This is a genomic window from Lysinibacillus sp. FSL W8-0992, assembly GCF_038008685.1.
In the GTDB taxonomy this organism is placed as follows: Bacteria; Bacillota; Bacilli; order Bacillales_A; family Planococcaceae; genus Lysinibacillus.
In genome coordinates, this window is sequence record NZ_JBBOZQ010000001.1 from 1,460,092 (window position 1) to 1,475,657 (window position 15,566).

At 38.4% G+C, this 15,566-nt stretch carries 14 protein-coding genes; all 14 read left to right on the plus strand.

Annotated elements, in window-relative coordinates; genetic code table 11:
- The first annotated feature begins 29 nt into the window (after positions 1–29).
- The 14 genes from ntdP (at position 30) to NSQ74_RS07095 (ending at position 15,550) form a co-directional block, all read left to right on the plus strand.
- On the plus strand, positions 30–581 hold the full coding sequence (gene ntdP, locus NSQ74_RS07030) for a nucleoside tri-diphosphate phosphatase (protein WP_340822352.1): 552 nt from the start codon (positions 30–32) through the stop codon (positions 579–581).
- A gap of 227 nt (positions 582–808) precedes the next feature.
- The gene (locus NSQ74_RS07035; protein WP_340822353.1) at positions 809–2,554 is read left to right on the plus strand and encodes an ABC transporter ATP-binding protein; all 1,746 of its coding nucleotides are present in this window, start codon (positions 809–811) and stop codon (positions 2,552–2,554) included.
- A gap of 477 nt (positions 2,555–3,031) precedes the next feature.
- A complete protein-coding gene (locus NSQ74_RS07040; protein WP_340822354.1) occupies positions 3,032–4,045 on the plus strand; it encodes an ABC transporter ATP-binding protein in 1,014 nt (337 codons plus the stop codon).
- On the plus strand, positions 4,020–5,000 hold the full coding sequence (locus NSQ74_RS07045; RefSeq protein ID WP_340822355.1) for an ABC transporter ATP-binding protein: 981 nt from the start codon (positions 4,020–4,022) through the stop codon (positions 4,998–5,000). The genes NSQ74_RS07040 and NSQ74_RS07045 overlap by 26 nt, the downstream gene beginning before the upstream one ends.
- Positions 5,001–5,031: 31 nt before the next feature.
- Positions 5,032–6,648, plus strand: a complete 1,617-nt coding sequence (locus tag NSQ74_RS07050; protein ID WP_340822357.1) for an ABC transporter substrate-binding protein — start codon at positions 5,032–5,034, stop codon at positions 6,646–6,648.
- Between the two features lie 248 nt (positions 6,649–6,896).
- Positions 6,897–7,901: an ABC transporter permease gene (locus NSQ74_RS07055; protein WP_340822358.1), complete on the plus strand. Its 1,005-nt coding sequence runs from the start codon at positions 6,897–6,899 to the stop codon at positions 7,899–7,901.
- 15 nt (positions 7,902–7,916) lie between these two features.
- The gene (gene nikC / locus NSQ74_RS07060; protein ID WP_340822360.1) at positions 7,917–8,810 is read left to right on the plus strand and encodes a nickel transporter permease; all 894 of its coding nucleotides are present in this window, start codon (positions 7,917–7,919) and stop codon (positions 8,808–8,810) included.
- 292 nt (positions 8,811–9,102) lie between these two features.
- Positions 9,103–9,717, plus strand: a complete 615-nt coding sequence (locus NSQ74_RS07065) for a TerD family protein (RefSeq protein WP_340822361.1) — start codon at positions 9,103–9,105, stop codon at positions 9,715–9,717.
- A 24-nt stretch (positions 9,718–9,741) separates the two neighbouring features.
- On the plus strand, positions 9,742–10,323 hold the full coding sequence (locus tag NSQ74_RS07070) for a TerD family protein (protein ID WP_340822363.1): 582 nt from the start codon (positions 9,742–9,744) through the stop codon (positions 10,321–10,323).
- Positions 10,324–10,360: 37 nt separating this feature from the next.
- Positions 10,361–10,936, plus strand: a complete 576-nt coding sequence (locus tag NSQ74_RS07075; protein ID WP_340822364.1) for a TerD family protein — start codon at positions 10,361–10,363, stop codon at positions 10,934–10,936.
- A 150-nt stretch (positions 10,937–11,086) separates the two neighbouring features.
- Positions 11,087–12,301 (plus strand): HpcH/HpaI aldolase/citrate lyase family protein, encoded by a 1,215-nt coding sequence (locus NSQ74_RS07080; protein WP_340822365.1) that lies wholly within the window; start codon positions 11,087–11,089, stop codon positions 12,299–12,301.
- Positions 12,258–13,619 carry a phosphoribosyltransferase family protein gene (locus NSQ74_RS07085; RefSeq protein ID WP_340822366.1) on the plus strand — a complete coding sequence of 454 codons (1,362 nt, stop codon included), beginning with the start codon at positions 12,258–12,260 and terminating at the stop codon, positions 13,617–13,619. Before NSQ74_RS07080 ends, NSQ74_RS07085 begins: the two co-directional genes overlap by 44 nt.
- The gene (locus NSQ74_RS07090) at positions 13,619–14,719 is read left to right on the plus strand and encodes a cysteine protease StiP family protein (protein WP_340822367.1); all 1,101 of its coding nucleotides are present in this window, start codon (positions 13,619–13,621) and stop codon (positions 14,717–14,719) included. The genes NSQ74_RS07085 and NSQ74_RS07090 overlap by 1 nt, the downstream gene beginning before the upstream one ends.
- A 12-nt stretch (positions 14,720–14,731) precedes the next feature.
- The gene (locus NSQ74_RS07095; RefSeq protein ID WP_340822369.1) at positions 14,732–15,550 is read left to right on the plus strand and encodes an HAD family hydrolase; all 819 of its coding nucleotides are present in this window, start codon (positions 14,732–14,734) and stop codon (positions 15,548–15,550) included.
- Positions 15,551–15,566: the final 16 nt, after the last annotated feature.

Sequence of the window (15,566 nt, forward strand, 5' to 3'; positions counted from 1 at the left end):
TAGCATAGACGAAAAGGTGGGCTTCAAAAATGGCAATACCGGTAGAAGGAGAAACGATACAAATACATAGTTATAAGCACAATGGCCGCATCCACCGTGTTTGGCAAGAAACAATGGTTTTAAAAGGAACTAAAAACATTATAATCGGTGCGAATGAACGAACACTTGTGACAGAATCCGATGGTCGTACGTGGCTAACGAGAGAGCCTTCTATTTGTTATTTCCATGCGGAGCACTGGTTTAACATCATCTGCATGCTGCGTGAAGACGGTGTGTATTATTATTGTAATCTAAGCTCACCATTTGTTTTCGATAATAATGCCATTAAATACATTGACTACGATTTAGATATTAAGGTTTTTCCAGATATGTCGTATACCCTTTTAGATGAAGATGAATATGAACAGCATCGCCAGGAAATGTCTTACCCAGATGTCATCGATAAAATTTTAAAGCGTAATGTCGAAAAATTAATTAGCTGGATACAACAAAAAAGAGGACCCTTTGCACCTGATTTTATCGATGCTTGGACAAGTCGTTATAAGTTTCAGCTCGATATGCAAGCAGATGATTGTCAGTAACACCTATTAGTTCAACTAATGGGTGTTTTTTTGCATTTAAGGGGTATTTTATAAATAGAACTATCGATGTAAATCGAAAATAGTTAGCATTAAAGGTCAACTAACTGTACTTCATGCTAAATATTGCTATAATACGTAAGGGCATTCGTAATAGAATGTCTGTTTCTTTTTTTAATGTATAGAAAGCCACATAGGGATGAGGTTTTCTAATAAGGAAGTGATGAAAAATGAGTAGTATAAAGCGTTATATGCGTTTTGTAAAACCATACACATGGGAAATTATTTTAACGGTTTTAATTGGTATAGTGAAATTTGCAATCCCGTTATTCATTCCACTGCTCATAAAAATAGTACTTGATGATATTATTGGTGCGGAGGATTTGACGGATACAGAAAAAACAAAAGAATTGTTTTACTGGCTAGGCGGTACAATTATTGTGTTCTTTGTTATACGACCACCAATAGAATACTACCGTCAATATTTTGCACAGCATGTGAGTAATAAGGTCCTTTTTGATATCCGCAAAGAGATTTACTCGCATTTACAGCGCCTAAGCTTAAAGTATTACGCCAATACAAGAGCGGGTGAGGTTATTTCACGTGTAATTAATGATGTGGAGCAAACGAAGAACTTTGTTATGACAGGTTTGATGAATGTTTGGCTGGACTTAGCAACGATTGTTATTGCCGTTTGTATTATGCTAGCATTGGATGTCAAACTTACACTTGTTGCGCTCATTGCATTCCCGTTCTATGCAATTAGTGTTAGGTTCTTCTTTGGTAAACTTCGAACATTAACACGCAACCGTTCACAAGCACTTGCAGGTGTTCAAAGTTATCTTCATGAACGAGTAGCTGGCATGAGTATTATTAAAAGCTTTACGCTCGAAAAGCATGAGCAAAAATTATTCAATGAAGCGAATGGCGAGTTTTTAGAAAAAGCATTAGATCAAACAAAATGGAATGCTAAATCTTTTGCGGTCGTCAATACGATTACAGATGTAGCACCATTACTTGTTATTGCTTATGCGGGCTATCAAGTAATTAATGGATCTTTATCGGTCGGAACAATGGTTGCTTTTATCGCGTATATTGAACGCCTTTATGGACCACTTCGCCGATTAGTAAGTGCATCCACAACGTTAACACAGTCGATTGCCTCGATGGATCGTATGTTTGAACTAATAGACGAGCCTTATGAAGTAAAAAATAAAAAAAATGCACTACCATTATCGCCTGCAACAGGTGAGGTGCGATTTGAGAATGTCGCTTTTCAATATGAAGCAGATGGTTCGCAAATTTTAAAAAACATGAATTTTACCATAAATCCAGGGGAGACGGTCGCATTTGTAGGGATGAGCGGCGGTGGGAAATCTACCATTATTAGCTTAATTCCACGCTTTTATGATACGTCAGATGGAGCGGTATATGTAGATGGTCATGATGTGAAGGATGTCACAATCCATTCATTACGCTCTCAAATTGGAATCGTGCTACAGGATAATATTTTGTTCAGTGATTCAGTTAAAGAAAATATATTGATGGGTAAACCTGAAGCGTCTGAGGAAGAAGTAATTGCTGCTGCAAAAGCGGCTAATGCGCATGACTTTATTATGGGCTTGCCAAATGGCTATAACACGAAGGTTGGCGAGCGAGGTGTAAAATTATCGGGTGGACAAAAGCAACGTGTTGCCATTGCCCGCGTCTTTTTAAAAAATCCACCGATTTTAATTTTAGATGAAGCAACATCAGCACTAGATTTAGAAAGTGAAGCGCTTATTCAAGAATCGCTCGATGCCTTAGTGCATGACCGAACAACCATTATTATTGCGCACCGACTTTCTACTATTACACATGCCGATAATATTTTTGTTATTGATCATGGACAATTAATTGAAAAAGGGAATCATGAGCAACTAATGAAGGAGCAAGGCACATACTTTAATTTATTCCAAGTGCAACACTTAGATTGAGTATTGAAAGATGACGAATGTCATTAATTTTCGAGCGAATTGTTTGAGTGCCTGACACTGACGTAGGCACAGAGTTAGCCGCAACCCTCGCAAACGCACGGTTTGTTGCGTCTTATGTTTTTTTCTTTGTAAGAAATTGTTTGAGTGCCTGGCACTTGTATATTGTGAGCCTTTCATTTCTAGTTGAATGAAAGGCTTTTTTGTATGCAATGGCTTATTTCAGCAAGCAACGGCTTCTTCTATTCTTCCAAGTTAAATGAAAGCTATTTTTGTAGAAAAACATCGTTAAAATACGAAATATTTATAAGTGAGGCGAAAAATGTAGAAAATATATGCTAATGGTAGAAAAATAATGATTGAAAGAGAGGAGAAATTTAGTTAGAATTATCTGAAAATAGAGAATTTATTGATAGTTAGTATATAATAAACTATAAATTTGTAATTTTTAAAAATATTGGTAGGATGGGGCGGTTGAACATGCGAAAAAAGCTGTTAGAGATTAAAGGTTTACAAACAACCTTTTTCACAGATGATGGACAGATTCCTGCCGTTGACGATATTGATTTTTCGGTCCATGAAGGGGAAATTTTGGGGATTGTTGGGGAATCGGGCAGTGGCAAAAGCGTAACATCTTTGTCCATTATGGGATTGATACCATCGCCACCTGGAAAAATCACAGGCGGACAAGTACTATTAGATGGCAAAAATTTAGCTAAATTAACTGATAAGCAAATGCAAAAAGTGCGTGGGAAAGATGTGGCGATGATCTTTCAAGAGCCGATGACTTCCTTAAATCCTTTATTTACGATTGGGGATCAGTTGAAAGAGGCTATTTTAATTCATAATCCTAAGTGGTCTAAAAAGAAGGCTTTTGCACGCGCAGTAGAAATTATGAAACTAGTAGGGTTACCACGTGCGGAGGAACTATTAAAGGATTATCCTCATCAATTATCAGGTGGGATGCGCCAACGTGTAATGATTGCCATGGCACTTGTCTGTGACCCGAAGGTACTGATTGCCGACGAGCCTACAACAGCGCTAGATGTGACGATTCAAGCTCAAATATTGCAACTAATGAAAGATTTGAACAAGCGGATGAATACTGCTGTTTTATTAATTACGCATGATTTAGGTGTTGTAGCAGAAACTTGTGAACGCGTTATCGTTATGTACGCTGGACAAATTGTTGAAGAAGCATCTATTCAGGAAATTTTTAAAACGCCAAAGCACCCTTACACACAAGGACTTATTAAATCGGTACCAGATATGCGTTATAAAAAAGACAGTCTTTATTCGATACCTGGTAGTGTTCCAAAGCCGGGCACGATTAAAGACGGCTGTCGATTTGCAGCACGCTGTGAATTTGCAATGGAGCGTTGCCTACAGGAAACACCACCTTTATATGAAGCGACAGAGCAACATAAAGCAAGGTGCTTTTTAATGGAAGAACAGGAGGTGGTTCATTATGTCGAAAGTGTTGTTGAAGGTTGATGGTTTAAAAAAGTATTTTCCTATTCGGAAAGGATTCCTTAATACGCAGGTTGGGGATGTGAAAGCTGTGGACGATGTTTCCTTTGAAGTTTTTGAAGGGGAAACATTAGGCATAGTTGGTGAATCGGGGTGTGGGAAGTCAACTACAGGTCGCCTATTAATGCGCTTACTTGAACCGACAGCAGGTAACATTGAATTTGGAGGCAAAATGATTTCCACATTATCAAACAATGAAATGCGGAAAGCGCGAAGGGATATCCAAATGATTTTCCAAGATCCTTATGCTTCGTTAAATCCACGCCATACGATTGGCAAGATTTTAGAGGAACCGCTCATTGTTCATGGTATGGGCAATTCGAAAGAACGCAAAAAGAAAGTAATAGAGCTTCTCGAAATCGTTGGCTTAAATGAATATCACGCAAAACGCTATCCACATCAATTTAGTGGAGGGCAAAGACAACGTATTGGAATTGCTCGTGCGCTAATGACCAATCCTCGTCTAATTATTGCAGACGAGCCCGTTTCAGCCCTGGATGTATCAATTCAAGCCCAAGTTTTAAATCTAATGCAAACATTGCAAAAGGAATTAAAGCTTACTTATATATTTATTTCACATGACTTAGGGGTTGTGCGACATATTAGTAATCGTGTCGGGGTTATGTATTTAGGCAAGTTAGTAGAGCTGACAGATAGTGAGAATTTATATGCAGAGCCGCTCCACCCATATACGCAGGCATTATTATCTTCTGTTCCTGTGCCTGATCCAACTTTTGAACGTGAGCAGCTTATTATATCTGGAGATATTCCGAGTGCATCCAATCCGCCAAGCGGCTGTGCATTCCATACGAGATGTCCTTTTAAGAAAGAACAATGCTCAAGCGTTGTTCCGAAACTGCAAGAAGTGAAACAGGGTCATTATGTTGCTTGTCATCTTTATGATGCGCTTCAACATTAAATGATATAAAAAAGTTTTAGGGGGAAAATAAATGAAGAAAAAGAAGCTTTGGTCATTAGGCGTAATGCTAATCCTTGTTCTCTCGACAATCTTAGCTGCGTGTGGTGGTGGCTCTGATGGCAAGGATACAGGTTCAAAAGATACGTCTACTGGCGGCGATTCAGCTAACGGCAGTGAAAAAACATTAGTATATGGTCGAGGTGGGGACTCTACTGCACTTGATCCAGCGACAGTAACAGAAGGTGAATCTTTTAAAGTTACAGTGAATCTCTATGAAACACTTATTAACTTTGGAGATGAAGATGTTACATTGCATCCAGGTTTAGCAAAATCATGGGAAGCTTCAGATGATGGATTAACTTATACATTCCAACTTGAAGAAGGCGTAAAGTTCCACGATGGGTCTGATTTTAATGCAGAAGCAGTCGTGAAAAATTTCGAGCGCTGGAAAGCTGGCGCTGATAAGTTCCCGTACTTCATGTCCCAATTTACAATGGGCGGTGAGCAAGTAATTGAAGCAATTACAGCAGAAGGCGATTACACAGTTGTATTTAAACTGAAGCAGCCGCAAGCACCATTCTTGAAAAACTTAGCAATGTCACCATTCGCAATTGCTTCTCCAACTGCATTCGAAGCGAATGACGATGCACTTATCGATAATCCAGTTGGAACAGGTCCATTCAAATTTGTAAAATGGACACGAAATGATTCTATTACAATTGAGAAAAATCCTGACTATCGTATTGCAGGGTTCCCGAAATTAGATAAAGTAATTTTCCGTTCGATTCCTGATAACTCAGCGCGCTTAAATGCATTAAATAATGGCGAGGTAGATGTTGTCGATGGTTTAAGTCCATCTGATAAAGGATCAATCGAAACAAATGGCGATTTACAATTAATCGAACGTCCTTCTATGAACGTTGGTTATCTTGGTTTAACAGTAACACGCCCTCCATTTGATAATGTAAAAGTTCGTCAAGCAGTAAACTATGCAATTGATAAGCAAGCATTAGTAGATGCTTTCTATGAAGGGTTAGCGCAACCTGCGAAAAACCCAATGCCACCAGTTATTGCTGGCTACAACGATGATATTACAGGTTATGCGTATGATCCTGAAAAAGCAAAAGCTTTACTGAAAGAAGCAGGCTATGACGGTAAAGAAATTGAGCTATGGGCAATGCCAGTACCACGTCCATATATGCCAGATGGTCAAAAAATTGCAGAAGCAATTCAAAAGAATTTAGCTGATGTAGGTATTCCATCTAAAATCGTTTCATTCGAATGGGCTACGTATTTAGAAAAAGCTCAAAATGGTGAGGCGGATGCGTTCTTACTTGGATGGACTGGTGATAACGGCGATGCTGATAACTTCCTTTACACATTATTAGACGCTGATAATATCGGCTCAAATAACTACACGTTCTATGACAACCAAGAGTTACACAAATTATTTGTAGCTGCACAAACAGAAGTGAACGAAGACAAACGTATTGAACTTTACAAACAAGCGCAAACAATTATTTCTGAGGATGCTCCATGGGTTCCACTTGCACACTCAATTCCTATTTTAGCTGCAAGTACAAAAGTTACAAATTACCATGCACATCCAACGGGTTCTGACCGTTTAGAAGCAGTAGATATGAATTAGACAATAGAGAAATGAAAATTGTCGCTTACTCATAGTGACGTAACAAGATTTTTACAGCTTTGGACTTTGTCTAGCGTTGTAAAAACGGGTTGTGACTATGTTGGTCGCAACCCGTTTTTCTGTATGAAAGACAAACCATCTAAACGTCTATCGTTTGTTGAAGGCTGTCCCTTTCTACAGTATGTGTATTGACTTCAATGCTTTTCGTAGCAAAAGTATAATTAGAAAATTACAGAGAGGTGAAGAAGATGCTTCACTATATGGGAAGACGTTTATTTCAATTAATCCCAGTTTTGCTTGGAATGACTTTTATCGTCTTTATGTTAATTCGTTTAATTCCTGGTAACCCCGCGCAAGTGATTTTAGGTCAGCAGGCGACGAAAGAGGCGGTTGAGGCATTAAACGCAAGTTTAGGATTAGACAAGCCATGGTACACACAATATTTCGGCTATTTAGGTGGTATTTTTCAGGGCGATTTAGGCGTTTCATTGCGTACGAAGTTACCTGTTTCACAAGAAATTTTTCCATATTTAGCGGCAACAGCAGAATTAGCTATCTTTGCGATGATTATCGCAATTATTGTTGGTGTCAATGCAGGTATTATTTCAGCTTGGTTCCAAAATTCATGGTTTGATTATTTAGCAATGGTCATTGCTTTAATTGGTGTATCTGTGCCAGTCTTTTGGCTAGGATTGATGGAACAATGGGCGTTTAGCATTAACCTTGGCTGGTTCCCAACATCTGGACGTGATAATGTCCGTGACCCAATAACCGCCATTACGCATTTTTATTTGCTCGATACGCTCATTCAAGGGAGATTTGATCAGTTTACGGAAGTTATAAAGCGATTAGTGTTACCAGGGGTGGCACTTGCTACGATTCCGATGGCGATTATTGCCAGGATTACCCGCTCCTCTATGCTTGAGGTAATGCGCTCCGATTATGTTCGTACAGCTAGAGCAAAAGGACAAAAAATGTTTATCGTCGTTTATAAACATGCATTAAAAAATGCCGTAATTCCGGTACTAACAGTAATTGGATTACAAACAGGGTTGTTACTTGGCGGCGCCATTTTAACAGAAACGATTTTCAGTTGGCCAGGCATTGGTCGTTATATTTATGATGCAATTGGCTTCCGTGATTATCCAGTTATCCAATCGGGTATTTTAATCGTTGCGTTTATTTTCATCATGATCAATTTAATTGTCGATCTACTTTATACAGTGATAGATCCACGCATTAAATACAAATAGGAGGGAGATGCGATAATGACTGGTGCGATAGAAATTAAAAAAGAAGCAATAGCAAGTCGAGAGCGTGCGGCAGGTCCTTGGAGAGAAGGCTGGCGAAGCTTTAAAAAAAGCAAAATCTCCCTAGTTGGTGCTGGGATAGTAATATTTTTTATACTACTTGCTGTATTTGGTCCAATGATTGCTCCTCAAGGGATTAATGAACAAGATTTATCAAAACGATTATTGGCACCTTCAAGTGCACATTGGTTTGGAACAGATGACTTTGGTCGGGATATTCTTTCACGAATTATATATGGTGCGCGTATTTCGTTAAGGATTGGATTTTTTGCCGTTATTCTTTCGGTAGTTGTAGGAAGTACACTTGGAATTCTTGCAGGCTATTATGGAAAATGGATAGATACAATTATCTCTCGTATTTTTGACATTATGTTGGCGTTTCCTAGCATTTTATTAGCAATCGCTGTAGTGGCTGTACTTGGGCCGTCATTACAAAATGCTTTAATTGCGATTGCGATTATTAACGTACCTAACTTTGGGCGGTTAATTCGGTCAAAAGTGTTAAGTGTAAAAGAAGAGGAATATATCGTAGCAGCAAAAGCGATAGGGATGCGAGATTCACGTATTTTATTTTCTCACATTTTACCAAACTCAATGACGCCAATTATTGTACAGGGAACATTAGCAATTGCGACAGCGATTATTGAAGCAGCTGCATTAGGCTTCCTAGGCTTAGGGGCTCAAGCACCAGCACCAGAATGGGGTAAAATGCTAGCTGATGCCCGTATCTACTTATTAAAGGCGCCATGGACAATGATTTTCCCAGGCTTAGCGATTATGCTAACGGTACTAGGTTTTAATTTAATGGGTGATGGTTTGCGAGATGCACTAGATCCGAAAATGAAAAGCTAATATGTAAAATAGCCTTCTACTGAAAAAGCTAGAAGGTTTTTTTACTTGTTAAGACGAATAAATGAACTAACTATAAATTTACAATTTCATCCTGGAGCCATTATTTGAATTTTATGTAATATTATTTTAGACTTAATTTATGCTGACATACATACTTTATTGACGCAGTTACTGCTCACTAATGAAGGTTTTAAGGAAGCGTACAAGACTTATTATAAGAAGAAGTATATCGATGCTTATACTGTTAGCAACTTTTTAGCAGAGGTGCATTCAAATAAGGAGGGCATTAAAAATGGGGATTAATTTACAAAAGGGACAGCGTGTAGATTTAACAAAAGGCAATGCTGGTTTAAATAAAATTAAAGTAGGCTTAGGGTGGGACCCTGTAAGTCAAACAAAAAGCGGTGGCTTTTTAGGAGGCTTATTTTCGAGTGGTAGAACAGCAGGCAGAGATGTTGACTGTGATTCCTCAGTTTTAATGTTACAGGATGATCGTATAGTTGCAGGAGATGACGTAGTTTACTTCGGAAAATTATCGAGTAAATGTGGATCTGTTGTACATTCTGGTGATAATTTAACTGGTGCTGGTGATGGTGATGATGAAGTAATTACAGTTGAGCTAGGGGCAGTACCTGCTCAATACAATAAATTAGTATTCGTCGTTAACATTTATGATGCAGCTGGACGTAATCAACATTTCGGTATGATTCAAAATGCGTATATTCGCGTGTACGATGACAAGACAGGTAATGAACTAATTCGTTATAATTTAACTGATAATTATTCGAATTTAACGACGCTAGTGTGTGGTGAAATTTATCGTCACGGTAACGAATGGAAATTTGCAGCTGTTGGTAACGGTACAAATGATGTAAAACTTGGTGATGTAGTTCGAAGATATCAATAAATATAAATTTGAGGAGGAATACAAATGGGTATTTCATTACAAAAAGGGCAAAAAGTAGATTTAACAAAAACAAACCCAGGCTTATCAAATGTAATTGTAGGTTTAGGATGGGACACAAATAAATACGATGGTGGACATGATTTTGATTTAGATTCGTCGATTTTCTTACTTGCTGATACAGGTAAAGTAGCAGATCAAAATGATTTCATCTTCTACAACAATACTATTGGTGGTAATGGTTCTGTTGAACACTCTGGCGATAACTTAACAGGAGTTGGCGAAGGGGATGACGAAATCGTTAAAGTTTCGTTAAAAGAAGTACCTGCACATGTGCAACGCTTAGCTTTCACTGTTACAATCCACGAGGCAGAAGCACGTAGCCAAAACTTTGGTATGGTGTCTAACGCATTTATCCGCATTGTAAATGCCGCTACGAATGAAGAAATCGTTCGCTATGACTTAGGTGAAGACTTTAGTATTGAAACAGCTGTCGTTGTAGGCGAATTATACCGCCACGGTGGTGAATGGAAATTTAACGCGATTGGTGCTGGATACCAAGGCGGTTTAGCTGCACTTTGTAATGATTATGGCTTAAGCGTAAACTAACGGTTTAACTTTACACGAGAAAGGGAGTTTTTTTCTAATGGGTATTCAGTTAAGTAAAGGACAACGCATTGATTTAATGAAACAGGATCCAGGCTTAAATAATGTAGGGATTGGTTTAGGCTGGGATGTTAAACAATTCGATGGAGGAAGTGACTTTGACTTAGATGCATCAGTGTTTTTATTGGATGCATCGGGAAAATGCCGTAATGAACAAGACTTTATTTTCTATAATAATCTAACAAGTCCCGATAAATCGGTCCAGCATATGGGTGATAACCGTACTGGTTTAGGTGATGGAGACGATGAAAAAATTCTTGTGAATTTAAAGCAAGTATCCCCTCAAATTGAAAAGATTGTTGTAACAGTGACAATTTACGATGCTGAAGGTCGCCGTCAAAATTTCGGACAAGTATTAAATGCATATGTTCGTTTATCGAACGAAGAATCTGGTTCAGAAGTTCTTCGCTATGATTTAGCAGAAGATTTCAGTATTGAAACCGCGGTCGTATTTTGTGAGCTGTACCGTCATAATGGCGAATGGAAATTTGCCGCTGTTGGCTCTGGCTATCAAGGTGGGCTCGCTTCATTAATCAATGCTTATGGTCTAGAGTAATTAAAGTACGATGTATATCTGCAATGTCCACTAGTAGGCATTAATTTAAATCATGATGAACTTAACGGAAGGCACTGTATTAGTCTGTATAAACAGGTTGATGCAGTGTCTTTTTTACAAAGGTCATTCTTTGATGAGGGAGAGAATTGGATGCAATATTTTGCAACTGAAGCGGAGACGATTTTTTATCAACAACCACGCACATTTACTAAACTAGATTCACCAGATATTTTATCGTACGCATTAGGTGCAACGCTATATATGCCTGCATCTATGCCTAACATTATTGAAATGGTACAATCACAAAAATATCAAGATTTAAAGTCGTTTGTTATAGATTTAGAGGATGCAGTTGGAGATGCAGAGTTAACGAGCTGTGAAGAAAAAATAATAGAGGATATAAGCGCACTCTACACACTTTATGTCCATAACGAAATTTTGCTTGAAGATTTGCCACTCCTATTTATTCGTGTGCGGAGTATAGAGCAATTTAGACTTTTGACGTCTGTATTAGGAAAGCAACAGGAAGTGCTTACGGGCTATGTATTTCCTAAGTTCACAGCTAGACAAGGAGCTGCCTATTTTGAAATACTTGAGCAAACGATTGAACAGCATCAGCTAACGCTATATGGAATGCCTATTTTAGAAAGCCGAGACATTTTATATAAGGAGTCTCGAATGGAAGCTTTATTTGCGATACGAGATGTGCTGCGTCAATATAGAAAACGTGTACTTAACGTACGTATCGGTGCTACTGATTTTTGTGGAATTTATGGAATTCGTCGTCGAGTAGACTCAACAATTTATGATATAGCCGTTATTCGAGATTGTATTGCAGATATCGTCAATATACTAGGTCGTGAAGAAGATGACTTTGTTATTTCGGGACCAGTATGGGAGTATTTCAGTAATGAACGGGTATTAAAACCAACGCTAAGAGCTACACCATTCAGTGAAAAGGGAGCTTTATATGCACGTAAGGCACTACTTGATGATTATTTGGATGGCTTGATGAAGGAAGTAATTTTAGACAGACAAAATGGCATTTTAGGTAAAACAATTATACATCCAAGTCATATTCGAATTGTACATGCACTTTATGTTGTTTCTTATGAGGAATATGTAGATGCTACTAGTATTATTGATAATGAAGGGCAAAAGGGTGTTTTAAAAAGCCATTATGCCAATAAAATGAATGAAATGAAGCCACATATGAGATGGGCACAGAAAGTTTTACGCCAAGCACATATATATGGTGTATACAATGAATCTGCAGATTTTGCCTCTCTTTTATTGAATGCAAGTGTAGGAGGAAGTACAGATGACGAAGCTCAACAACAAGATGAACATTATTCAAGATTATAAAATTGATATTGAGATTACCCAAAACCCTTATGATTTTGCGATGACGGATTTATTCAAAATGGCGACACGTATTAATAAAAAGAGACAGTTTTTATTTGTGAGTACCGTCCTTGGTAAGCATTTAGCAGTTCGTCCACAGGTGCCGATTTTGACAGGCGCATTATTAGCAATGATGTATCATGAAAAACTGGTTGGTCATGATTGTTTGTTATTACAGCCAGTTGTACAGGCGATAAAAAATCAGCAAAATATGCAAGGGATTTTACAGCAAGTAGAGGAGCAAAGACTGGAACTAGCAGAGGAAGTTTTATTTATCGGCTTTGCTGAAACGGCAACAGCTCTTGGTCATGCTGTTTTCAATGCTTTTAAGTCCAATGCAACTTATGTCCATACGACGCGAGAACTACTACCAGAGCTCGAACCGTTTGTCACTTTCGAAGAAGAACATTCGCACGCGACGAGTCATCGCGTGTACTGCGAGCAACCTGAAAAACTGCTGCAGGCAAAACGAATTGTGCTCATTGACGATGAAATTACAACAGGAAATACAGTGGTAAACATTATTGAAACACTACGCCAAAAGTTCCCTACTGTTCAGCATTATTCTGTTTTATCGATTTTAGATTGGCGTTCGCCACAGCAACAAGCGATGTTTGCGGAGCTAGAGGCTAGGTGGGGGGTAACGATTGATTTTGTATCGATTATGAGTGGGCAATTTATTTGTGATGGCACACCACTTTTAACAAATTATCAGGTGCAAAGTACCTCTCAAGCAACAACAGAAATGAAGTTGCTTTCAGTGAACGAGGTAGTTGAACAGAAACATTACTATTCTATCGCTGAAAATGGTGTGGAAAATAGAGCGCCTTATATGTTAGCAACAGGTCGATTAATGTTAACGACTGAGCAACATGCTGCCCAAAAGAAGCTGTATCAAACTATCGCGGATCAGTTACGAGGGCTTCGTACAGATGGACCAGCCCTTGTCATCGGTACAGGGGAGTTTATGTATGTGCCAATGCAGATAGCGACTTGTTTAGGAGAGGATGTTTATTTCCAATCAACGACACGTAGCCCAATTTATTGTGCAAATAATCCATCCTATACAATAACAGAAAAAATTGCTTTCGAAAGTCCAGAAAATAATGGTGTTGAAAATTACTTATACAACTTACATAGCCATTCATATTCGGAACTTTTTTTAGTCATAGAACGTATAGCCAATGAAGAGGTAGTGGCAAGGGCAGTACATGCATTGAAATCTGTAAGTAACGCAAATATTTATGTGATTTGTATGCACGAATGGGGGACTGAATAATGCATGAAATGAAGCAACCAGATAAAATGGGAAGCTATTCACCTGAAGATGTTGTCTTTTTACTACGAGATATTAGTAACGTTAACTTAGAAATAGATAATGAACAGCGTGAACGACTTATTCAATCGGGTACCCACTATTCAGAAATGTTGCCAGTAGAGTATCTTCCTTCTGAAGCATATATGAACCTGTTTTATCGAACGTTAGATGATTATGCACAACGTATTGCGGTTGCTGTAGGATTGGTGGCTCAACAAATTGTAGAGCGCCGTGGTTTAGAACATTTAGTGCTTGTTAGTTTAGCGAGAGCAGGAACGCCTATTGGTATTTTAATTAAGCGTTATATAAAAATGCATTATAACGTGAACGTTCCTCACTATACTATTTCGATTCTCCGAGGTCGGGGTATTGATGACTACGCTATCAAATACATATTTACTCAGCACCCACTTGCACAAATTCAATTTATTGATGGTTGGACAGGGAAAGGCGCGATTACGAGAGAATTACAACAAGCGTGTGAAAGCTTTAATGAGCAAAACAATAAACAGTTGGATGCGACATTAGCAGTACTTGCTGATCCAGGACATTGTGCAGCGATCTATGGTACACGTACTGATTTTTTAATACCATCCGCATGTTTAAATTCAACCGTTTCGGGCTTAGTTAGCCGAACAGTATGGAATGCACAGTTCATGGATGTAAATGATTTTCACGGGGCAAAATTTTATAAAGAACTACAAGTGGCTGATGTCTCCAATGTATATATTGACCGTATTAGCGCGTATTTTTTACAAGTAGAGAACGATGTGGAGCAACAGCTTCGTGAACGAATACCATCTACAATTACGTGGCAAGGGTTGGAAACCGTTGTTGCTATTCAACAACATTATGGCATAACAAATAGTAACTTTGTGAAGCCAGGAGTTGGGGAAACAACACGGGTATTACTTCGCAGAGTCCCTTGGAAAATTTTAATTAACCCTAAATATGTGCATGAATTAGCGCACATTTTACTATTAGCTAAGGAAAAAAATGTGGAAATTGAAGAATATCCACAAATGTCCTATGCATGCTGTGGCTTAATAAAAGAAGTGTAGAGGAGAGAAGACATGCTACTATTTACATCTGATTTAGATCGTACGCTTATTTACTCACAGCGCATGATGGATAAGTATCCACCAAATACAGCTCCAATTACAGCTGAACGAAAAGATGGGGAAGCACTTAGTATGATGACTGAAGTAACGATGTCATTATTGCAACAAGTCCACCAACAAACATTATTCGTTCCTGTTACAACACGTGCAATACATCAGTATGAACGAATACATGTAATAAAAGAGCTGCGTCCTACTTTTGCAATTACGAGTAATGGGGGTACAATAATAGAACAAGGACGCCCTAATATGGAATGGTCCAAAATTATACGCAAAAGAATTGAAGATTCCTCAATTCCTCAAGCAGATTTGGTACGCCAATTTAATAGCATAAAATCAGATGATTGGCTTCAACAATCGTTCTATGTTGATGAGCTATTTTATGTTCATTATGTGGATTGTAATATTTTACAGCAGGACGAAGTGCAGGCAATAATTCAAGACTTTGCAGTACATGGTTGGCATGTACTGCTGCAAGGACGAAAATTGTACTTTATGCCAAAGGCGCTTACGAAAGAAGCCGCAATTTCGTATTTGAAGGAGCATTGTACATATAATATGCACTTGGCAGCGGGTGATTCCATAATGGATTATGGAATGCTCGCTTTGGCTGATAGGGGTTATACGCCATACCACGGTGACTTAAAAGACAAACAACCTCAAATACTAAAGAACACAGTATATTCGGCTCATAGCGGTGAAGCATTTACAAAATATTTATTAGAAGATGTATTACAATTGGCTGCCAAGCAACCGATTGTGGAAGTATGATGTAAGGAGGTGATGC

Coding starts and splice junctions, on each gene's coding strand:
- ntdP (WP_340822352.1), top strand. CDS start 30: ATGGCAATACCGGTAGAAGGAGAAACGATACAAATACATAGTTATAAG.
- NSQ74_RS07035 (WP_340822353.1), top strand. CDS start 809: ATGAGTAGTATAAAGCGTTATATGCGTTTTGTAAAACCATACACATGG.
- NSQ74_RS07040 (WP_340822354.1), top strand. CDS start 3,032: ATGCGAAAAAAGCTGTTAGAGATTAAAGGTTTACAAACAACCTTTTTC.
- NSQ74_RS07045 (WP_340822355.1), top strand. CDS start 4,020: ATGTCGAAAGTGTTGTTGAAGGTTGATGGTTTAAAAAAGTATTTTCCT.
- NSQ74_RS07050 (WP_340822357.1), top strand. CDS start 5,032: ATGAAGAAAAAGAAGCTTTGGTCATTAGGCGTAATGCTAATCCTTGTT.
- NSQ74_RS07055 (WP_340822358.1), top strand. CDS start 6,897: ATGCTTCACTATATGGGAAGACGTTTATTTCAATTAATCCCAGTTTTG.
- nikC (WP_340822360.1), top strand. CDS start 7,917: ATGACTGGTGCGATAGAAATTAAAAAAGAAGCAATAGCAAGTCGAGAG.
- NSQ74_RS07065 (WP_340822361.1), top strand. CDS start 9,103: ATGGGGATTAATTTACAAAAGGGACAGCGTGTAGATTTAACAAAAGGC.
- NSQ74_RS07070 (WP_340822363.1), top strand. CDS start 9,742: ATGGGTATTTCATTACAAAAAGGGCAAAAAGTAGATTTAACAAAAACA.
- NSQ74_RS07075 (WP_340822364.1), top strand. CDS start 10,361: ATGGGTATTCAGTTAAGTAAAGGACAACGCATTGATTTAATGAAACAG.
- NSQ74_RS07080 (WP_340822365.1), top strand. CDS start 11,087: ATGCAATATTTTGCAACTGAAGCGGAGACGATTTTTTATCAACAACCA.
- NSQ74_RS07085 (WP_340822366.1), top strand. CDS start 12,258: ATGACGAAGCTCAACAACAAGATGAACATTATTCAAGATTATAAAATT.
- NSQ74_RS07090 (WP_340822367.1), top strand. CDS start 13,619: ATGCATGAAATGAAGCAACCAGATAAAATGGGAAGCTATTCACCTGAA.
- NSQ74_RS07095 (WP_340822369.1), top strand. CDS start 14,732: ATGCTACTATTTACATCTGATTTAGATCGTACGCTTATTTACTCACAG.